11 protein-coding genes are annotated in these 23,741 nt (G+C 37.5%); all 11 read left to right on the top strand.

What is annotated here, in order from left to right:
• The first annotated feature begins 109 nt into the window (after positions 1-109).
• Entirely contained in the window at positions 110-1,174 is a 1,065-nt protein-coding gene (locus ACM55M_RS16055) for a Gfo/Idh/MocA family protein (protein WP_416858698.1), read from the top strand.
• On the top strand, positions 1,171-2,751 hold the full coding sequence (locus ACM55M_RS16050; protein WP_416858696.1) for a sodium:solute symporter: 1,581 nt from the start codon (positions 1,171-1,173) through the stop codon (positions 2,749-2,751). The genes ACM55M_RS16055 and ACM55M_RS16050 overlap by 4 nt, the downstream gene beginning before the upstream one ends.
• A 1-nt stretch (position 2,752) precedes the next feature.
• Positions 2,753-4,933 (top strand): alpha-L-rhamnosidase-related protein, encoded by a 2,181-nt coding sequence (locus ACM55M_RS16045; RefSeq protein ID WP_416858694.1) that lies wholly within the window; start codon positions 2,753-2,755, stop codon positions 4,931-4,933.
• Positions 4,934-4,937: 4 nt separating this feature from the next.
• Positions 4,938-6,623: a hypothetical protein gene (locus ACM55M_RS16040; protein ID WP_416858692.1), complete on the top strand. Its 1,686-nt coding sequence runs from the start codon at positions 4,938-4,940 to the stop codon at positions 6,621-6,623.
• Positions 6,624-6,847: 224 nt separating this feature from the next.
• Positions 6,848-7,963, top strand: a complete 1,116-nt coding sequence (locus ACM55M_RS16035) for a glycoside hydrolase family protein (RefSeq protein WP_416858690.1) — start codon at positions 6,848-6,850, stop codon at positions 7,961-7,963.
• Between the two features lie 117 nt (positions 7,964-8,080).
• Positions 8,081-11,443 (top strand): glycoside hydrolase family 2 TIM barrel-domain containing protein, encoded by a 3,363-nt coding sequence (locus ACM55M_RS16030; protein ID WP_416858689.1) that lies wholly within the window; start codon positions 8,081-8,083, stop codon positions 11,441-11,443.
• A gap of 59 nt (positions 11,444-11,502) precedes the next feature.
• The gene (locus ACM55M_RS16025) at positions 11,503-14,922 is read left to right on the top strand and encodes a glycosyl hydrolase (RefSeq protein ID WP_416858687.1); all 3,420 of its coding nucleotides are present in this window, start codon (positions 11,503-11,505) and stop codon (positions 14,920-14,922) included.
• Entirely contained in the window at positions 14,919-16,352 is a 1,434-nt protein-coding gene (locus ACM55M_RS16020) for a sialate O-acetylesterase (RefSeq protein WP_416858686.1), read from the top strand. Before ACM55M_RS16025 ends, ACM55M_RS16020 begins: the two co-directional genes overlap by 4 nt.
• Positions 16,353-16,476: 124 nt before the next feature.
• Entirely contained in the window at positions 16,477-18,780 is a 2,304-nt protein-coding gene (locus ACM55M_RS16015; protein ID WP_416858685.1) for a DUF5703 domain-containing protein, read from the top strand.
• Positions 18,781-18,868: 88 nt separating this feature from the next.
• A complete protein-coding gene (locus ACM55M_RS16010) occupies positions 18,869-21,325 on the top strand; it encodes a pectate lyase family protein (protein ID WP_416858684.1) in 2,457 nt (818 codons plus the stop codon).
• A 73-nt stretch (positions 21,326-21,398) separates the two neighbouring features.
• Positions 21,399-23,420: an aceric acid hydrolase gene (locus tag ACM55M_RS16005; RefSeq protein WP_416858683.1), complete on the top strand. Its 2,022-nt coding sequence runs from the start codon at positions 21,399-21,401 to the stop codon at positions 23,418-23,420.
• Positions 23,421-23,741 lie beyond the last annotated feature (321 nt).

Genomic DNA, 23,741 nt, shown 5'->3' with positions numbered 1-23,741 from the left:
ATAAATCTGATTCACTTTTTTTAAATCTGGGGGAATCTTTTTGATCTTTGGCAAAAGTAAAGTTAGTCCGCTTGGGGACAATTATAAATTGAAAAATAAACCTGAATAAATGTTAAAAATAGCTATTCTTGGTCTCGGAGAGGGACGCAGCACGATGTCGGCAGCTTTGAAAAGTTCAAAGTTAGAGTTGGTAAAAATATGTGATAGAAATGAGGAATTGTGCAAGAAAAGAGCACAGGAATTCGATTTTCATTCTTATACAACAAATTATGATGATTTATTAAATGATAGCGCAATCGATATCATCGCTATTTATACGCCAGATCATTTGCATTCCCAGCACATAAAACAAGCTTTATTGCACGGAAAACACGTGGTTTGTACCAAGCCTTTTATTGACGATCTTTCGGATGCCAAAGATTTATTGGAACTGAGCGAGAAAACAGGGAAAAAGGTTTTCATCGGTCAAAGTTCTCGATTTTTTGAACCGGCGAAAAGACAAAGAGCCGATTTTGAAGCGGGCTTAATTGGCGATTTAATTACCATTGAGGCGCATTATCATGCTGATCACCGTTGGTTTTTGGAAAAAGACTGGTCGTTACTACAATCCTTCAAATGGCTTTACGGCGGATTAAGCCATCCAGTTGATTTCATTAGATGGTATTTGCCTAATATCGAAGAAGTAATGGGATACGGAATGATCAGCAGCAACGGAAAAGTTGCAGGTCTAAAAAATGAAGATACAATGCACTTTATTTTCAAGGCAACCGACGGAAGAATTGCCCGAGTGAGTGGCGTTTATACTTCTCCAACACAACCTGCGCAAAGAGATAGTGGAATGAGTACCATTTTGAGAGCAACAGAAGGTGCAAGTCAGGCGGATTATCACGAACTTCGTTATTCGGCTACGACAAAAGATGGGGAGCAAAAAATAGTTACTTGGGGCGATGATACTTTAAAACATTATTTCCGTTTTGAGGGACAAAGTCACCATGCCGGTGAATACCAAAATTATCTGGAATATTTTGTAGATAGTATTGAACAAGATTTCGAGGCGTATCCAAACATGGAAGAAGGTATTGGAACAGTTGCATTATTGCAAGCTATGGATAAATCTTTACAAACCGGAATGCCAGTTAAAATTGCTGCTGTTCTAAACGAATACGGACTATGAACAGTATCTACGATAAGTTAACTACATTAGATTTTATAATTGTTGCTATTTATTTAGTGACCTTATTGGTCATTGGTTATATGGTAAGTGTGAAACAAAGTAAGAAAAACGAAACTCTTTTTCTGGCTGGGAATTCCCTTAATTGGTACAATATAGGATTTAATATGTGGGGGACTAATGTTGGTCCATCTTCCTTATTGGCTTTTGCGAGTATTGGATATGCCACAGGAATTGTAGCAGGAAATTTCGAATGGTATGCTTTCGTTTTTTTATTGCTGTTAGCAATGGTTTTTGCCCCGCGTTATATTGCAAGCAAGGTCAGCACCATGCCCGAATATATGGGTAAACGCTATGGCGACAGCACCCAAACCATTTTGGCTTGGTATGCGATGGTGAAAATTTTGGTAAGTTGGTTGTCTTTGGGATTATTTAGTGGGGGTATTTTGGTACGCCAGATTTTAGGAATACCCATGTGGCAAAGTGTGACTGTTTTAGTGATTTTTTCAGGGATTTTTACTTTTGCCGGAGGTTTGAAAGCCATTGCAAAAGTGAATGTGTTCCAAATGATTTTACTAATTGTGGTGTCGCTTACATTATCTTATCTAGGATTGCAAAAAGTAGGAGGTATTGAAGCTTTGATTGCCAAAACACCTGCAAATTTCTGGAATTTAGTGCAACCGGCAAACGATGCACATTATCCTTGGCCTGCAATTTTATTGGGTTATCCTGTTGCGGCAGTGGCATTCTTTTGCACCGATCAATCGATGGTCCAAAGTGTATTGGGAGCAAAGAATTTGGAGCAGGGTCAACTTGGAGTTAATTTTATTGGTTGGTTAAAAGTAATGGCGTTGCCTTTATTTATTTTGCCGGGGATTCTGTGTTCTGTTTTGTATCCGGAACTAGGAAAAAATTCCGATTTGGCGTATATGACAATGGTTACCAATTTATTTCCTAGCGGAATGAACGGTTTGGTAATTTGCGTTTTAATTGCAGTTCTAGTGGGTACCATTGGTTCATCGCTTAATGCGTTGAGTACGGTTTTTACCAATGATATTTATGTAAAAAAAATCAATCCGGCGGCAACTATTAAAGAACAAATAAAAATTGGTCGCATCACGATTGCTGCCGGATGCGTGTTTGCTATTCTTATCGCGATTGCGATTGACAATATAAAAGGTCAAAATTTATTCAATATTTTTCAGGCGGTTTTAGGGTTTCTTGCTCCGTCTTTGTCGGTGGTATTTTTATTGAGTATTTTTTGGAAACGCACCACAAAGAAAGCCGTAAATGGTATTTTATCTTGGGGATCTGCATTTAGTCTGTCAATTGGTGTACTGTATTTATGGATTTTCCCTGCCGATGTTTATACCGCTTGGCCTCACTTTTTACTGATATCATTCTACATTTTTGTAGTCTTGTTAGTAGCGGCAATTATCATTTCATTGGTTGATAAAAATCCAGAAACCACTTTTGTAAGCGAAACTAATGTTCCTAAAACCAGCAAACGAGTGAAAATATTATTTGCCTTATTGGGACTAACTATTTTGAGCTTATACCTCATTTTTAATTTTAATTAACATGAAAATATTGTCTTCTTTACAACAGAGTTTTAAAACGGTTGTTTGCGTTTGTGCATTATTATTTTTGTCAGAGGTTGCTTCGGCGCAAACTTGGATTTGGTATCCGGGGGATTTCGAAGTTTGGCTAAGCAATAAAATGCAAGTAAGACGCACAGAACGCGAAGCAGTATTTCCCCCGCTTTGGCAATATTACAGTCCTTACGCCTTGGTAACTTTTCAAACAGAAGTTAATATTCCAGAACCAGACGAGGTAAAAATCTACTCGGAAGGATCTTTTCAATTACTTTTAGATGGTGTTCAGGTTTACGGGCAGCCAAAATCAATAAAAATTCCTGCCGGAAAACACAAAATTTCTTTTAAAGTTTACAATCAGGAAGTTTTGCCGGCTATTTATATTGCGGGTAAATATGTTAAATCTGATGCGTCCTGGAAGGTGACCAATGAAGATAAGCTTTGGATTAATGAAGCCGGAAAGGCACAACAATCGGGGACACCATGGGTGCCTGTTGGTTCCTGGAATTTTGATTCACCAGAGAATAAGCCTTCCGGGTTTAAACTAACAACCACACCCTGGAATGCCAAAAAATCAGAAAAAATAGGAGCTGGTCAGTTGGTAGATTTTGGTAAAGAAACTTTTGGTTATATTAAAATTCACGGTTTAAAAGGAAAAGGTAAAGTAGCACTTTATTATGGTGAATCTCGGGAGGAAGCGCTGGATTCTGCCAGATGTGAAACACTGGACCATTTATCTTTTGATGGAAACCAGCCCGAAACCTACACACATGATGGGTCGAAAGCATTCCGCTATGTTCAGGTACAAGCAGATGCAACGGTAAAATATGATTCTATTTCGATGCTTTATGAATATTTACCATTGGACTATCGTGGAGCATTCAAATCTTCAGACCAAGTATTGAATAAAATTTGGGATGTGTCGGCTTATACGATGCATTTAACATCTCGCGAATTTTTTATAGACGGAATTAAACGCGACCGTTGGGTTTGGTCTGGTGATGCTTATCAAAGTTATTTAATGAATTATTATTTATTCTTTGATTCGGCTTCGGTAGAACGAACGCTGTTGGCGCTTCGTGGTAAAGAACCTGTGACGGCTCATATTAATATCATAATGGATTATTCGCTGTATTGGTTTGTGGGTGTTTACGATTACTATTTACACACTGGCGATACGAAATTTATCAAAACTTTTTATCCACGAATGAAATCACTTATGGAATTCTGTTTAGAAAGAAGAAACAAAAACGGATTCTTGGAACCATTAGAAGGCGATTGGGTTTTTATTGATTGGGCGAACGGATTACCAAAAACCGGCGAGGTTAGTTTTGAGCAAATGCTTTTAGCGAGAAGTTTAGAAGCCATGGCAGTTAGTGCTGAAATTGCAGGTGAAAAGGATGACCAGAAAGAGTATAAAAAATTAGCGGATGATTTAAAAACAAAATTATTTGATGTGTTTTGGGATAAGAAAGAAAACGTTATGAAGCACCAGCGTATAGACGGTAAAATGCAGGATATTGTAACCAGATACGCTAATATGTTCGGTATTTTTTTCAATTATTTTAATGAAGAACAAAAACAAAGTATAAAAAAGAAGGTGTTGCTCAATGATGATATTCTTCAAATCACAACACCCTACATGCGTTTTTACGAGCTGGAAGCATTGTGTGCTATGGGCGAACAAGATTATGTGTTGAAAGAAATGAAAGACTATTGGGGAGGAATGTTAAAAGAAGGCGCTACTTCTTTCTGGGAAGAATACAATCCAAACAAAAAAGGAACAGAACATTTAGCTATGTATGGACGCCCTTATGGAAAAAGTCTTTGCCATGCTTGGGGTTCCAGCCCAATTTATTTGCTTGGAAAATATTATTTAGGCGTAAAACCTACTGCTCCGGGTTATGCTGAATTCGAAGTGAAACCTAATTTAGGTGGATTGGAATGGATGGAAGGAAAAGTGCCAACACCAAACGGAGAAGTGGCCTTGTATGTAAGTAAATCAGAAATCAAAGTAAAAGCGGCTGAAGGTGAAGGAAAATTGGTTTTCGAAAGTAAAAACAAACCTAAAACTAATTCTGGAACAATTACAGAATTGTCTAAAAACAAATACCAATTAACTGTACAACCGAATGTGGATTACCAAATCAGTTATAAAGCACTTTAAGGAAATGAGTCTAAAAAGTAAATCTATTTATAAGTTACTCTTGGTTTTTTTGAGTTTTTCAGTTTTGGCTCAAGGCCCAAAAACCGATGGAGTTAAAAATTCCAGCTGGCAAGAGGCTTCTTTTGAAGTTGTCAAGTCTCATTACAAGACATTCAAAACAACTCAATACGCACACGTATTCTCTGGAAGTAAACACAATATTGTTCGAATTCCTCCAGAATTACAAGGACTAACTGGTGTGGTACTTCCTTTGGATAAATATAAAAATGGAACAAATACTCCATTAAAATTAAAATTTAAGGAATCGGTACAAGTGCTTATCGGTATTTTCCAAGAAAAAAATAACGTCGAATACCTTCAATTAAATAATCAAACTAATGCCAAATTGGTTCTTGAAAATGGAGTGACAATAACAGGTTTGCCTCCGGTGAATGTATATGCAATTTCTTTTCCTAAAGGAACACATATCATTAATCTTGAAGGAAAAGGACTGTTTGCAGTCTTGGGTGTAATAAAAAATAATCAACAACCCCTTTCTCGTAATGTGGAATTTCCAGATGGAAAACTTTGGAATCCAACGTTTATAGTAGAAGGATTTTCAGATGAGAAGCCACTTTTTGAAATTATTGGCGGAGAAAATAAACCAGTAATTGATGAAGGATTTCCTGGTGCCGAAGGAATTCAAGGCGGTTTTGAAGGCGGTCGTGTGGTAAAAGTTGGCGATAGCTACCATATGTTTCCAACGGAAAGAGCTGGTGAAAAAGGGGTAGAAATGTATTACGACCGTGTAAAAACCAAAATTGGGCATTGGACAAGTAAGGATGCCATTCATTGGAAAAGAGAATCGACTATTTTGCAAGCCAGTGGAACGTATGCCATCACAGAAGACGACAATCCGATGAACGATCGACGTGCTGCGATTTGGTCTTATATGCCTGTTTTTGATGAAAAAGCAAACAAATGGTACGGCTATTATTTAGCTTATACCGTTCATAAAGAAATTCAACCCAATCACTCTTTTGGAAGAATTTGGAGATGTGAATCAACTGTTGATGGGATCACCGGAATTGGCGGCCCTTATGAAGATATGGGAATCATTATGGAACCTGGTTTAGATTCTCAACCTTGGGAAGGGCGTCAGGGCGTGGCTTCTTTTTTTCCATACAAAGTAGGAGATAAATACCTTGGGTTTTATAGTGGAGCCTATCCATTTGAATCTTGGGCGGATTATCCGAAGAAATCTGGAAAAGGTTGGTTTGTGGCATTGGCCGAATCGAATAGTTTAGAAGGTCCGTGGCAACGTTTGAATAAAGGATTAGAACCTATAAAAACGATACATCCGTCATTTGTTGAAAATCCAATTGTGAGTCAGTTGCCAAACGGCTTATACATCGCTATTTTTGATGGAGGCCCAGAAGGCTGGGGGCATCATCTACCGAATATGATTGGATATACACTTTCAAAAGATGGAATTAATTGGGGTGAAGCACGCTATCTGCCAATAGAAACTAAAGTAGATAAATGGTGGGACATTATGCGAACGCCACTTTGTTTAATTCCGGAAGGAAATGATGTGTACACAATTGTTTATAATGCCATTGATTTGAAAAAAAGATTTCACCCCACAGGAATGGTAAAAGTGAAATTGAATAGAGAAGTTATGGATGCCCGATTGAAGGAATTGAAATAAAAAAATGGAACACGGATGACACGGATTTACTTCGTAAAGCACAGATTAAAACGGATTTGTAGCAATTTAAGATAATAACAATCTGCTAAAATTCTTTTTAAATCTGCGTGCCAAAAAAATATAGCACGCAGATTTAGCAGATTTTATGTTATAGATTAAAGAAAAATCTGCGAATATCAGTTTAATCCGCATCATCTGTGTCCCATCAAAATTAAAATTAGAAAATGAAAAATACAATACAATATCTCGTTTTGTTAATCGCAACTTTGTTAATCGCAAGCTGTGCAACTACCAAATACAAAAAAAGAGAAATCAACGAAACCGTAATGCAGGAGATTTACAACGAAATCAAAACGCCTTATAAATACGGTTTGGTGATGGTGCCAACGGACAACTCTTATAAAATGGATTGCCCAAGCGTATTCAGGAAAGATGGAAAATGGTTCATGACCTATTTGATTTATGGAGGAAGAGGCTACGAAACCTGGTTGGCTGAAAGTGATGACTTATTGCATTGGAAACATTTAGGAAAAGTGATGTCCTTTTCTGAAAATGAATCGCATTGGGATGTCAATCAAAAAGCGGGATATATTTCGTTGCAAGACCCAACTTGGGGTGGGAGCTACGAATGGGAAAAGTATGATGATAAATATTGGATGAGTTATTTCGGCGGAGACAGCAAAGGTTATGAAGCTGGCGTCTTGTCAATCGGGATGGCATATACCAAAGAATCGCCGACAAAAGCACACGAATTTGAGCGTTTGGACAAGCCCGTTTTAACGCCAAAAGATGCTGATGTAAGTTGGTGGGACAATAGCACGATGTATAAAAACACGGTGATTAGAGACAAAGAAAAAATTACGGGACACAATTTCATAATGTACTACAATGCCCGTGGCGATAGTTTGAAACCGGCAAAAGGCGCAGAAAGAATTGGAATGGCAGTTTCTGATGATATGAAAAACTGGAAACGTTACGGTAAAAATCCATTGTTGAATAATCACAAAGGAATAACGGGAGATCCATACATTCAACGAATTAATGATACTTGGGTAATGTTTTACTTTGGCGCTTTCTGGAAACCGGGAGCTTTCAACCGATTTGCTGTTTCGAATGATTTAGTTCACTGGAACGACTGGAAAGGGGAAGACTTGATAAAATCATCTGAACCTTATGATGATTTGTTTGCCCATAAATCTTTTGTTGTAAAACACGATGGAGTTGTCTATCATTTCTATTGTGCGGTGAATAAAGGAGAACAAAGAGGAATTGCAGTAGCAACTTCGAAAGATTTAGGTAAAAGTGAAACGAATTTTGTTGTTTTAGAAAAGAAGAAGTAGAGTATTAAGTAGGAAGTATCAAGTGTTAAGTTGTTAGAAGTACAACTTTATTGGGTTTTTCCAGTTTCGTCTCCCTCCCCTTCGGGGTGGGATTTTATAAGTTAAATAAATAGTGTTATGATCAATTTAGTTCAATGGTTTTTAGTAAAAAAATGTTTGAAATTTGTAGTGTTTTCAAACCTAATTCGTATTCCTGCTTTTGTCTTAATGCTTAATACTCTTTTCTTAATACTTCCATTTTGCACCATACAAGCGCAATCCGTAACTGGCGAGCCGGCAGGAATTCCGGAATTACATAAAAAACATGAGTTTGCCCCTTGGGAAGACCCGACAGTGACGAGTATTAACAGGCAGCCTTCCAGAGCAACAGGGTATTCCTATACCAATGTTGAAGATGCTCTAAAAGGCGACAGAACAAAAAGCCGACTCCAAATGCTTAATGGCGACTGGGATTTTAAATATGCGGTGAATCTCAAAGAAGCTTCGAAAGATTTTTATAAAACAAAAGTATCCGGTTGGGATAAAATTCAAGTGCCTTCCAACTGGGAGTTAAAAGGCTACGATAATCCTATTTATAAAAGTGCGGTGTATCCGTTTAGACCCATAAATCCTCCTTTTATTCCGAAAGATTACAATGGTATCGGTTCTTATCAACGTAGTTTTACTGTTCCCGAAAATTGGAAAGACATGACCATAACCTTGCATTTTGGAGCCGTGAGTTCTGGTTTTCAGGTTTGGTTGAATGGAGAATTTCTGGGTTATGGAGAAGACAGTTGTTTGCCGTCAGAATTTGATATTACCCCTTATTTGAAAGAAGGCGAAAATGTGGTTTCGGTTCAGGTGATTCGCTGGGCAGATGGTTCGTATCTGGAAGATCAAGATCATTGGCGCGTAAGCGGAATCCAACGTGAAGTGTTCATTATGGCAGAGCCAAAATTGCGCATTCAGGATTTCTTTTATCAAACCAAATTAGACAAGGAATATAAAGATGCAGTTTTCCAATTAAGACCAAAAGTCGAAAACTTGACGGGTAAAAAAATCAAGGATTATACTTTTCAGGCACAATTGTATGATGCCAATAACGTTCCTTTATTCAAGGAACCGCTCCAAAAACCGGTGATTGAAATGATCAACGAAAGTTATCCTCGTTTGGATAATGTTCGTTTTGGAATGTTTGAAGAAACCATCAAAAACCCATTGAAATGGAGCTCCGAAGAACCAAATCTTTATACTCTGGTCGTATCCATAAAAGACCCGAATGGCAATATTACAGATTCAAAAAGCTGTAAGGTTGGTTTTCGTTCTATCGAATTTTCCAAAGAAAACGGAAAAATGCTCATCAACGGAAAAGAGACTTATGTATATGGTGTCAATCGTCACGACCATCATCCAACCCGTGGAAAAGCCGTTACAAGAGAAGACATTAAACAAGATATTACAACGATCAAGAAGTTTAATTTCAACTTTATCCGTACCAGTCACTATCCAAATGATCCTTATTTTTATGAATTATGTGATCAATACGGAATTATGGTAATGGATGAAGCGAATCAGGAAACACACGGAATTGGCGGAAAATTAGCCAATGATCCAAAATGGACAAACGCCTATTTGGAGCGTATGACCCGAATGGTCGAAAGAGATAAAAATCATCCGTCTGTGGTGATGTGGAGTTTGGGTAACGAAGGAGGAAAAGGGCCAAATCATTCGGCAATGGCAGGTTGGGTTCACGATTTTGATTTAACCCGTCCTGTGCATTACGAACCGGCGCAGGGGAATCCGAGATTGGAAGGTTATATTGATCCCCTTGACAAAAGATATCCTAAAACGATTGACCACGCCTATCGATTTGAAAATCCGCAAGACGAACCTTATGTCGATATGGTGAGCCGATTTTACCCAGGGGTTTTCACGCCTAAATATTTGGTGGATCAAAAGAAAGATACCCGACCAATTATTTTCGTGGAATACTCTCATGCAATGGGAAATTCCGTAGGGAATTTAAAAGAATTATGGGATGAATTCCGTTCGGTTTCAAGAGTTATTGGCGGATGTATCTGGGAATTCAAAGATCAGGGATTGGTAAAATTCGATTCAAGATCAGGTCAGGAATATTTTGCCCACGGTGGAGATTTTGGAGAAAAATACCACGACGGGAATTTCAACACCAAAGGAATTGTTGATTCTAACGGAAAACCAAAAGGTTCGATTTTTGAAAATAAATGGGTGTATCAGCCTGTCGTTTCTACATTAAAAGAAGGGTTTCAATTGGAGATTAAAAATCGCCAAGCGACAAAATCTTTGGCAGAATACATTCCGGTTTTGAAAATATTGGAAAACGGGAATGTTGTCAAAACCCAGATATTAAAACCTTTCAATTTGGAAGCAGGACAATCTACAATTTTGAATGTGAGTCAGTATTTGCCAAAAATGAAAAAAGATGCCGAATACTTTTTGAATATTGAATTCCAGCTTTCGAAAGATGAACTTTGGGCTTCGAAAGGTTACGCTGTTGCAGAAGATCAGTTTCTGCTGAAAAAGAAAGAAGCAATTTCTGAATTTAAAAAATCAGGATCAATTAATGTTTCAGAATCAGATTCTGATTTTAACATCAAAGGAAAAGCTTTCGACATAAAAATTAATAAAGCAAACGGAGCGTTGAGTTCGTATGTTTTCAACGGAGAAGAACAGGTTTTTTTGCCATTACTGCCTAATTTTGTTAGACCACTTACCGATAATGACAAAAGAGGATGGAAATCGCAAAAGCTTCTGAAACAATGGTACAAAGCCAAACCAAAATTGACGAATATCAAGATTGACAAGTCAAATGCGGAGATTAGAATCATCAGCGACTACGAAATAATTAAAGATAGTGCCAATGTTAGCGTGGTTTACAACATCAAACAAGATGGAACGATAAAGGTTGATTACCGTTTAAAAGCTTCTAATAAATTACCAAACATCCCGAAAATTGGGATGCAAATGGGAGTTCAAAGAAAGTTCGACCAAATTTCGTGGTATGGAAAAGGAGAATTGGAGAATTATAGCGACCGAAGTTTTGGATCGTTTGTAGGGAAATATTCGTTGCCAATTAATGACTTCATTGAGCATTATGTAAAGCCACAAGAAAATGGTAACAGAACCGAAGTAAGATGGATGGCGCTTACAACACCTCAAAAAAATAAAGGATTGTTGGTTGTAAATGATGCTAAAGTTTTAAGTATGAGTGCGTGGCCTTATGTCCAAGAAAATTTAAGTGCAGCCACCCATACTTTTGATTTAAAAGATCCTGGGTTTTTGACCGTAAATGTCGATTTAATTCAAATGGGTGTTGGTGGAAATGACAGCTGGTCTCTAGTGGCTCAACCTATGGAGAAATACCAGATTCCTTCTGGGAATTATGAGTACAGTTTTTACATTGTTCCTTTCACCGGTTCAAAAAATGAATTGGGAAGTAACTTGAAGAAATTTAAATATTAGAATTTAGACCTGACAGGTTTTTAAAACCTGTCAGGTCTAATGATTAAAAAACAACAATAATGTTTCAAAAAAAACACTTCTTTTTTATTTTACTTATTGCGGGATTCGTTTCCGCACAGGAGATTCATAAAAAAGAAAACACCTCATTTCAGCCTACAACCGAATCCTCAAGACCTTGGGTGTACTGGTATTGGATGCAAAGCGCTTATTCTAAAGAAGGAATCACAGCCGATATAGAAGCAATGAAGCAAGCAGGAATTGGAGGTGCTTATTTGATGACCATTAAAGGGCCAGCAAATCCGCCGTTGATCGACCCACCAGTTTTACAATTAAGCAAAGAATTCTGGAATTTGGTTCATTGGGCATTGACAGAAGCAGACAGAGTAGGTGTGAAAATTGCATTCCATCCCGCTGATGGTTTTGCCGTTGCCGGAGGGCCCTGGATAACTCCTGAAATGTCGATGCAAAAAGTGGTTTGGGCCGACATTACAGTAAATGGAAATAGCATTAAAAACCTGAAACTACCAGTTGCGAATCATTACAAAGATCATTATAAAGATATTGCGGTGTTTGCCATTCCGGTAAAGGATACGTATGTCACATCAAATAAAAATCGTCCAAAAATCACTTGTACCGTAGCCGATTTTGACGCTTCATTTTTAAGTAATTCAGATAAGGATGATCAATTTAGATTAAAGGAAAAAGGATGGGTTCAGTATGAATTTGATAAGCCATTTTTGTGTAAATCGATTCAGATAGAAACCAAGGGAAACAACTATCAGGCGCATCGTTTACTAATTGAAGTAAGTGATGATGGTAAAAACTTTATAAGCCTTGGTCGATTAACAACACCAAGACACGGTTGGCAAGATGTTGATGCATTTTACACGCATAGCATCGTTCCGACAAAAGCCAAATATTTCAGGTTTGTTTACGATCCCGAAGGAACTGAACCAGGTGCAGAAGATTTAGATCCTGCAAAATGGAATCAGGGACTAAAAGTCGCTAAAATACTTTTGTCTAGTGAACCATTAATTGATAATTATCAGGGGAAATCAGGAGCGATTTGGCGTTTGAGTCCACAAACTTCTGTTGAACAAATTGGTAAAAGTGATTGTGTCGATCAATCAAAAATGATTAACATTTCTAAGTTTGTTGATGAAAATGGCGTTTTAAATTGGAAAGCTCCTTCTAAAGGAATGTGGCGAATTCTGCGTCTTGGCCATACATCAACAGGTCACGAAAATGCTACTGCAGGTGGAGGAAGAGGATTAGAAGTAGATAAGTTTAATGCGGAAGCGGTTCGTTTTCAACTGGATCATTGGTTTGGAGAAATGCTTAGAACTGCGGGACCGGAACTGGCATCTAAAGTGGTAAAAATTCTCCATATGGACAGTTGGGAATGTGGCAGTCAAAACTGGTCGCCCGTTTTTCAAGTTGAATTTAAAAAACGCAGAGGCTATGATATTGTAGATTATTTGCCGGTTATGGCGGGGATTCCTTTAAATGATATTGAAACTTCGGAGAAAGTATTGTATGATGTTCGGAAAACGATATCAGAATTAATTGCCGATAATTTCTTTGGAACGCTGGCTGATGAAGCTAAAAAAGCAGGAGTGAAATTTAGTTCGGAAAATGTAGCGCCGACGATGATGAGCGATGGACTTTTACATTTTAAATATATCGATTATCCAAGTGGGGAATTTTGGTTGAAAAGTCCAACGCACGACAAACCAAATGATATGCTCGACGCTATTTCAGGCGGACATATTTACGGAAAAGATATTATTCAGGCAGAAGCTTTTACAGAGTTAAAAATGGATTGGGATGAACACCCTGGAAATTTGAAGACTTTGGCCGACAGAAATTATGCACTCGGAATTAACCGATTTTTCTATCACGTTTTTGTACATAATCCGTGGACGGACAGAAAACCCGGAATGACTTTAGATGGTGTGGGTTCTTATTTCCAAAGAGACCAAACTTGGTGGAAACCTGGAAAAGCCTGGGTTGATTATTGTCAGAGAGTTCAATTTCAATTGCAAAAAGGGAAGCCAGTTATTGATTTGGCAGTTTTTATTGGAGAAGATTTGCCTTCGCGTTCGGTTCTTCCGGATCGATTGGTGCCATTTATTCCTAATGTTTTTGGGAAAGAGAGAATCGCAAGCGAGGCTATTCGATTGAAAAACGAAGGTCAGCCTTCGATTAAAATTCCTAAAGAAGTATCTTCTTCTAAAAATTCAACCGATATGTCGCAATGGACAAACGCAATGAATGGCTATCAATACGACTCTTTTAATGCCGATGTTTTGTTGAATAATACTAAAGTTAAAAATGGGAAAATAGTTTTTAGCAATAGTATTGAATATGGTGCTTTACTATTTCCGGGAAGCCATAAAATGGCGCCCAATAAAATGATTTCTTTGGCTGTAGCCAAAAAAATATTGGAATTGGTAAGAGAAGGAGCGACAGTTTTTATTGATGAAAAACCGGATTTACAACCGGGAATGCAATTAGAAGCAGAACATAAAAAGTGGCAAAGTACAATTGATGAAATTTGGAATAATAAGTCTAATGCAACTTCTTGGAAAATAGGAAAAGGAACTGTAATTAAACTGCCTTATTTAGGAAATGATTTTGCATCAATTGGAATTCAGCAAGATGTTTATTTTCCTAAATTAAATCGAGCCGATGCAGAAACTATTGCTTGGACACACCGTAAATCCGAGATTGAAGAAATTTATTTTATTTCGAATCAAAAAGAAGAAAAAAGACAAGTGGAAGCTTCGTTTCGAGTGGTTGGGAAAATGCCGGAATGGTACAATCCTGTTACTGATAAAACAACCGCTTTAATAAATTGGAAAATAGAAAATGGACGCACGATAATTCCATTAGTATTAGAAGCAAATGAATCTGGTTTTGTTGTTTTTAAAGATAAAACGAAAGAGATAATTGCTAAAGGAAATCAAAATGGTTCTGAATTTGAAACCATACAAACGGTGGATGAAAATTGGGAACTACAATTTGACCTTGCATTTCATGGCCCGAAAAAATCAGTTAAAATCAACAAACTTTTTGATTGGAGTATATCAGCTAATGATAGTATTAAATATTATTCTGGAACGGCAACCTATGAAAAGGAATTGATTTGGAAAGGGAAAACCAAAGATAAAATTTGGTTGGATTTAGGTGCAATTGCCAATATAGCTGAGGTCAGCATCAACGGAAAAGATTGCGGCACACTTTGGACATATCCTTATAAAGTAGATATTTCAGAGGCGCTAAAAAAAGGAAAAAACACACTCATTATAAAGATTACCAATACTTGGGCAAATCGATTAATAGGCGATCAAAAATTGCCAAAAGAAGAAAAATTAATTTGGACAACCGCTCCTTTTAGATTGGAGGGGAATCCACTGCTGAAAGCGGGATTGTTGGGACCAATTACAATTGTAAAAGAAAAAACAGAAAAAAAATGATAAATTTTAGAAACAGTATTATTGTGATTCTTTTGATTTTAGGCAGTTTTCAAATCAATGCCAAAATCAAATTACCGGCTTTGTTTTCGGACAATATGATGTTGCAGCAAAAGTCTAACGCGCCAATATGGGGCTGGGCAGAAAAGAATGAAAACCTTAGTATAAAAACTTCTTGGGATTCCAAAATCTATAAAGCCAAAGCTGATAATCAAGGGAAATGGAAATTAGAATTGCAAACTCCTGTTGCAGGAGGACCATTTATTATTGAAGTTAGCCAGGGAAAGGAAACCATCGTTGTGAAAAATGTGTTGATTGGGGAAGTTTGGTTGTGTTCGGGTCAGTCTAATATGGAAATGCCGTTAAAAGGTTTTTCAGGGCAACCAGTTAAAAATGGCAACGAAATCATCGTCAGATCAACAAACACAAACATTCGTTTGATTACGATTCCAAGAGCTACAGTGCTTGAGCCTTTGGATGATTTTGAAGGAAAATGGGAAACAGCCTCGCCGAAATCTACGGCTAATTTTAGCGCAACGGCTTGGTATTTTGGTTCGCTTTTGCAACAAGTATTAAACGTTCCAGTAGGATTGATTCACGTTTCCTATGGTGGTTCCAGTATGGAAGCCTGGATGAATCAGGAAATGTTGAAAGACTTCGAGAGCGCCAAAATCCCTACTAAAATAGAAGATTTGGCAAAAGACCCAAACCGCGTGGCAACAACTTTATTTAACGGAATGCTTTCGCCAGTTATCGGTTATGGAATCAAAGGTTGTATTTGGTACCAAGGAGAATCGAATTACGAAAGAGCTTCTGAATATAAAGCCTTAATAAAAAAAATGGTAAGCAGTTGGAGAACTTTATGGAAACAGGGAGATTTCCCTTTTTATTATGCCCAAATTGCTCCTTTTAATTATGCTCAATTTCATCCAAAAGATAATTTAGAAAAATACAATTCGGCTTATTTGAGAGAAGCACAATTGAAAGCTTCAAAGGAAATTCCAAATGCAGCAATGGCTGTTCTAATGGATATTGGCGAAGAAAATAATATTCATCCAATAGACAAAGAAAAAGGAGGAAGTCGTTTGGGGTATTTGGCTTTGGCTAAAACTTACGGTGTGGAAGGCTTTGAATTTGAAAGCCCGAAATATAAAGCTTTGGAAATAAAAGATAATTCAGCTACGGTCTCTTTCGATGATGCACCGAACGGAATTACGGCTTTCGGAAACGAAGTGACTGGCTTTGAAATCGCCGGAGAAGACAAAGTTTTTTATCCTGCCAAAGCGGAAGTTCGCAGAAAATCGGTGGTGTTGACTTCGGATAAAGTAACAAAACCAGTTGCTGTTCGTTATTTATTCAAAGATTATACAAAAGCCGAATTATTTAGTACGGGAGCATTGCCAGTTTCGTCTTTCAGAACGGATGAATGGTAGTGATTTTAACCATAAAAGCATATAAGCGATTGAAGCTAAAACTTAAATGATCTTATTTGCCTTATATGGTTGCAGAAAACCTTAGTTTGTTAATGATTTAGGATTTTGAAACAATTTTTTTTAGATGAAATACTCAACGATTTATATCTTTCTTTTTTTTACGCTTTTGACCAAAGCGCAAATTCCTGTGCTCGATAATTACAATCAAATTTGGAGAACACAAAGTAACAATTCGTCGGAATCGATGCCTTTGGGTGGTGGCGATATTGGTTTAAATGTTTGGGTAGAAAAAGGCGATTTGTATTTTTATTTCTCCCGAAGCGGAACTTTTGATGAGCATAATGCCTTATTGAAACTAGGACGCATAAAAGTTACTTTAACTCCAAATCCGTTTAAGGATAGCGAAGGTTTTCATCAAGAATTGGTATTGAAAGACGGATATGTTACGATAAGACATAAAAACACCAAAATTAAACTTTGGGTGGATGTTTTCAAACCTGTAATTCACTTGGATTTGGATAGCAATACGCCTTTGCAACTGACTGCTTCTTACGAAAGTTGGCGATATAAAAACAGGGATTCTAAGGGGAAAGCGAATAATGCCAATTCCTATAAATGGGCTCCTCAAGGCGAAATTGTGACTTTCAAAGATTCAATTGCATTTGAAAATAACGGCGTAAAATTTTACCATAGAAATCGGGAGCAAACCGTTTTTGATGTTGCTGTTAAACAGCAAAAAATGGAATCGGTGAAAGACCAGATGATAAATCCGTTGGTGAATCTCACTTTTGGAGGCTTTATGACCGGAGATAATTTAAAACCAGACGGAACATATTTGGGTAATTATCAAAATACGGATTTCAAAGGATTTAGTTTGTCGAGTGTGAAAGCTTCCAAAAAACAAGCTTTGGAAATTCATTTACAGACTAGTCAAAATGATATTAATTCTTGGAATAAAGATCTAAAAAATCAAATTTCGGACTATAAAATCAAAGGAAAACAGGCAGAAAAAAACACGATAAAATGGTGGAATAATTTCTGGAACCGCAGTTTTATTTATACCCAAAAAAATCAATCATCTGCAAAAGATTCGGTGTATCAAATAGGTCAAAATTATCAATTGTTCCGCTATATGTTGGGTTGCAATGCTTATGGAAAATACCCGACTAAATTCAACGGCGGACTTTTTACGGTTGATCCTGTTTTTACGAATCCCGACTTAAATTTCACGCCTGATTTCAGGAATTGGGGAGGCGGAACGATGACGGCCCAGAACCAGCGATTGGTTTATTTTCCGATGGTGAAAAGCGGTGATTTTGATATGATGAAATCACAATTGGATTATTATTTGAGTTTACAAAAAAATGCCGAATTGCGTTCGCAGGTCTATTGGAAACACGGCGGAGCTTCTTTTACAGAACAACTGGAAAATTTCGGTTTGCCCAATCCTGCCGAATACGAATGGAAACGCCCAGCCGATTATGATCCGGGAATGGAATACAACGCTTGGTTAGAATACGAATGGGATACGGTTTTTGAGTTTTGCCAAATGATGTTGCAGCAAAAAGAATATGCCGGCAAAGACATTCAAAAATATAATCCGTTTATTATCAGTTGTCTTCGTTTTTTTGATGAACATTATCAATACTTGGCTAAAGAAAGAGGCAGAAAAGCCTTGGATGCCAATGGCCATTTAATTCTTTATCCGGGTTCCGGTGCGGAAACGTATAAAATGGCGTATAATTCCAACAGCACCATTTCTGCTTTGCAGGTAATTACAAAACAGCTTTTAAACCTTTCAGAAAAAGAATTGTCAAAGGAAGCGTTAGATTATTTGAAAGGCTTTCAAACACGAATTCCGCCTTTAAATTTCAGGACTTTTGACGGACATACAACATTGGCTCCAGCCAAATCGTGGGAACGGGTAAATAATTCAGAAGTGCCACAACTGTATCCTGTTTATCCTTGGGGAATTTATGGAATTGGAAAACCCGATTTAGAAATCGCCCAAAATACGTGGAATTATGATACGGATGCTATTAAATTCAGAAGTCATATTGGTTGGAAACAGGATAATATATTTGCGGCTCGTTTAGGTTTAACCAATGAAGCAGCAAAATACAATTTGTTGAAAATGGCTAATTCGGGTAGACGATTTCCAGCATTTTGGGGTCCGGGTTATGATTGGGTTCCAGATCATAATTGGGGAGGTTCTGGAATGATTGGCATGCAGGAAATGCTGTTGCAGGAAGCCGATGGGAAAATTTACCTTTTTCCGGCTTGGCCAAAAGACTGGAATGTACATTTCAAATTACACGCTTCCCAAAACACAACGATTGAAGCAGAACTTCAAAACGGCGAGTTAAAAGTTTTAAAAGTAGTTCCCGAAGAAAGAAAACAGGATATAATAAATAGGTTGAATAATTAGTGTAAATAAATTAAAAAAATCACAATTCCGGTTTCGGCACCCTCCCCTTGGGGGAGGGCTGGGGAGGGAATAAATTTAAATTAAGAAGATGAAAAAATTAGTAAGTGGTTTGGTTTTGTCGGCTATTTTGGCCGTAAATACACAGGCACAAGCATTAAAAAGTGGAACAGAAAAACAAATCGTAAAAGTTGATTTCGATTTTTCGCAGCGAAGATTGGAAGAAGTGAACGACACCAGTTATAATTCCTGGCCGATAAGCGAACAAAAACAGGCCGAGAAATCTTTCAATGCTCTAACGTTCAAATTGAAAGGGAACTTTAATGCAAAATGGTACAAAGTTGGAATGAACGCTCCGTTTTACAGCAAATTGGCGAGTGATGGTTTGGCTACAGCCGAAAACTTGGAATTGGTTATCAGTGGGCTAAAAGCAGGACAACATTCGCTGCTTACTTTTCACAATACCTTTGACAAAATCGAAGGCAAATCATTCTCGCCAGTAAAAATTTACGTGAATGGTACATTGGCTGAAACCGTTACACCAAGTAATCGTTCCAATTCCAAAATAGAAACCGCGACGGCTTATATTTTGTTTAATGCTGAAGCAAACAAGGACGTGGTAATCCGTTTTGAATTGGATGCAAAATCAAGTGATTTTATCCAACAAATGGTAATCAACGGATTTGAAATTGACACTCCAAATTTGAAAAAGCAATCGCATACACCGAAGCCTTCAACTGCGGACGAACACGTGGTGATTGACAACAATTTGATATTGAATTGGGAATCGGCAAAAGATGCAGTAGCGCACCAAATCTATTATGGAATCGATAAAAATGCAGTTTCAAACGCCACCGAAAAATCTCCTGAATTTAAAGGAAATTTAACCTCGAACAAATTTGAACTAGGAAAATTATACAGCGGAACAACCTATTACTGGCGTGTGGACGAATTGGATGCCAAAGGAAATACAACATTGGGAACCGTGTGGTCATTCAAGCCAGCGCAATTGGCTTTCCCGGGAGCCGAAGGATATGGTCGTTTTGCCGTTGGAGGAAGAGGCGGAAAAGTTATTGAAGTAACGAACTTGAATGATGGCGGTCCGGGTAGTTTGCGTGATGCTGTTGATCAGCCTATTGGCCCAAGAACTGTCGTGTTTAATGTATCTGGAAATATAAAATTGGCTTCAAGATTAGTGGTGAATCAACCGTATATAACAATTGCTGGGCAAACTGCTCCAGGCGAAGGAATCACTATCAGTAGAGCACCTGTTGGACTGACAGGAAATGACGGAGTAATCCGATTTTTGAAAGTTCGAATTGGCGGCGGAACTACTTACGACGGAATGGGACTTACGGGTGCCAATCACAGTATTATTGACCACTGTTCTATCAGCTGGACGATTGACGAATCTTTTAGTTCTAGAGGATCGCATAATATTACGTTGCAACGTACCTTGATTTCAGAAGCCTTGAATGTTGCAGGTCACGATAAATATCCGGCAGGAAAAATGCACGGTTATGCCGCTACTATTGGTGGTGATGTGGGTAGTTTTCATCATAATTTATTGGCACACAATGAAGGCAGGAACTGGAGTATTGGTGGAGGACTGAATGGTGATGGTTTTTACGGTGGACGAGTGGATATTCGTAATAATGTGGTGTACAATTGGGGACACCGAACTACAGATGGTGGTGCGAGCGAAGTGAATTTTGTCAATAATTTTTATAAACCGGGTGTTTCAACGAAAATTTTTGTGGCGCTAAATGCACAAATTGAAGGTGTTGGAAAAGGAAAACAGCAATATTATTTTGATGGAAACGTGATGCCGGGTTATTTTAATGAAAAGAATCAAGATAAAGGGAGAAAGTTTACAATATCTAATAAAGCGATTGTGGATTATCCGGTGTTTTTGCCAAAACCATTTTTCGAATCGTTTGTAAACACTCAAACTGCACAAGCAGCTTACAAGGATGTGCTTTCGGATGTTGGTGCTAATCAGCCTTTCTTCGATAAACACGATGTTCGAATTGTTGATGAAACTTTGAAAGGAACTTTTACTTTTAAAGGAAGCAAAAGTGGTTTGGGAGGAATGATTGATAACGAAGCCGATGCTGGTGGATGGCCAAATTTTGCAAATGAAAAACGCCCTGCAGAGTGGGATACCGATCACGACGGATTGCCAAACTGGTGGGAAGAAGCAAAAGGATTGAATGTGAATTCGGCTGCGAATGATTTTTCAGATGCCAATTTGGATAAAGACAAGGACGGTTTTACCCAATTAGACGACTATTTAGACTGGATGGTAAAACCACACTTTTTCATCAATTCAGGTGGAAAATTGGCATTGGATGCCAAAGATTATTTCAAAGGATACGAGAAAAAACCAGTATATACTTTCTCTGATGTTACGAACGGAAAAGTTACAGCAAAAGGTTCAACGATCGAATTTACAGCGGCCAAAAAAGGATTGGCCTCTTTTAAAATAACAGTAGCCGACAAAGACGGAGACACGATGAGTCGAATTATAAACGTGTTTGTGAAATAGTTTGGTTGTTAACCCTGTCAGGGTTCAAAACCCTGATAGGGTTGAATCACGAAATTTAAAATAAAATATTAAGATGAAAAAGCAAATCATTCTATTATCAACCCTACTTTTTTCTACAGCTTTTGTGGCTCAAAATAAAGGTTTGGTTGCCAATTCTGAAAGTCCTTACTCCAAATTACAAAGTGTCAATTTACAAGATGTGAAATGGACGAACGGTTTTTGGAAAGAACAATTTGATGTGGAAACTAAAAATACCTTACCTTATATGTGGGATTTGTATCATAACGATTCAATTTCGCACGCTTATAAAAACTTCGAAATTGCGGCTGGTGAAAGCAAAGGAACTTTCAAAGGACCTTCTTTTCACGATGGGGATTTTTACAAGATTTTTGAAGGAATGGCGGCGACTTATGCTGTAAGCAAAGACAAGAAATTGGATGCAGAAATGGACAAAGCCATAGTATTATTTGCGAAAGCACAACGCAAAGACGGCTATTTGCACACGCCAGTTTTAATTGACGAACGCTGGGGAACTTTGGGGCCGGAAGAAGTAAAAAAACAATTGGGTTTTGAGAAATACAATATGGGACATTTAATGACGGCTGCTTGCGTACATTATAGAGCCACCGGAAAAACTAATTTTTTGAATATTGCGAAAGGCGTAGCTGATTTTCTTTATGATTTTTATAAAAAAGCATCTCCAGATTTAGCTCGAAATGCCATTTGTCCTTCTCATTATATGGGAATTGTCGAAATGTACCGCACTACGAAAAATCCAAAATATCTGGAATTGGCCAATAATCTGATTGATATTAGAGGTACAACCAATGACGGAACCGATGACAATCAGGACAGAATTCCTTTCAGAAAACAGACCACGGCAATGGGTCACGCGGTGAGAGCCAATTATTTGTATGCAGGTGTAGCCGATTTATATGCCGAAACGGGAGAGAAAAAATTATTGGACAATCTGGAATCCATTTGGGATGACGTGACGTATCGAAAAATGTATATCACGGGAGCTTGCGGTTCTTTGTATGACGGCGTTTCTCCAGACGGGACTTCGTATAATCCTGCAGATGTGCAAAAAATTCATCAGGCTTATGGAAGACCTTTTCAATTGCCAAATGCGACTGCTCATACGGAAACTTGCGCCAATATTGGGAATGTTTTGTGGAATTGGAGAATGCTTCAAATCACCGCAGATGCTAAATATGCCGATATTGTAGAATTGGCATTGTACAATAGTGTGTTGTCGGGAATTAGTTTGGAAGGGAAGAAATTCTTTTATAACAATCCGTTGAATGTTTCTAAGGATTTACCTTTTAAACAAAGATGGAGCAAAGAACGAGAGGGCTATATTGCTTTGTCGAATTGTTGTGCGCCAAACGTGACAAGAACCATTGCCGAGATTAGTAATTACGCCTATAATCTTTCGAAAGAAGGAGTGTATGTCAATTTATACGGTAGCAATCATTTGAACACGTTGACTTTAAACGGAGAAAAATTAGAGGTAGAACAACAAACCAATTATCCTTGGGATGGTAAAATAACATTGAAAATCTTAAAAGCCCCAAAAGATGCCCAAGCTTTTTTCTTGAGAATTCCGGGATGGAGTCTGGGAACTACGATTTCAATTAATGATAAAAATATTAATGCTGCTATTGTTTCTGGTTCGTACCAAAAAATAGCGCAAAAATGGAAAAAAGGAGATGTCATCGAACTGAATATTCCTATGCCGGTTGAATTAATGGAAGCCAATCCTCTGGTAGAGGAAATTAAAAATCAGGTAGCCGTAAAGCGTGGTCCTATTGTGTATTGTTTAGAATCGGATCAATTGCCTGAAAACACAAGTGTGAATGATGTGGTTTTGAATACAAATTCCCAATTTACTACTGATTTTATTGAAATAGCCAATAGAAAATTACTTTCCATTACTGTTAATTCATTAATTAATAAAGATGCTTCCTGGGAAAAAAAGTTATACAGACCATTTTCTCAAAAAGAGGTCAAACAGTACGAAATCAAATTAATTCCATATTTTGCCTGGGGCAATCATAAAAAAGGAGAGATGACGGTTTGGCTGTCACATTGATCTAAACTTAAAATAATTTTCAAATCTATTATTCTTATAGCTAGGTTTTTATAGTACTAAAAAGTTGTACTACGAAACTAGTTGTAAGAATTTTACTTTTTTAGAAAAAAAACTTTTATTTGTGGGTGTTTTTTCTTTAAGGTTTAAAACAAATGCTAACTTACCTTAGGCTAGTTTTCTAATTGCTCTTTAAAATAGGGATAAGAACACCGAATAATATGCAAACTAATTCTTTATTTTTTTTGTTTAGTATATTTTATTCGTCTTTTTTTTATTAATATGATTTATTTACTACATTTTTTATTTGATAATAGCATTAAA

It is taken from the genome of Flavobacterium galactosi (genome assembly GCF_048158585.1).
Lineage (GTDB): Bacteria > Bacteroidota > Bacteroidia > Flavobacteriales > Flavobacteriaceae > Flavobacterium > Flavobacterium galactosi.
The sequence above is the reverse complement of the archived record's forward strand: the minus strand, read 5'-3'. Positions and strand labels throughout refer to the sequence as shown.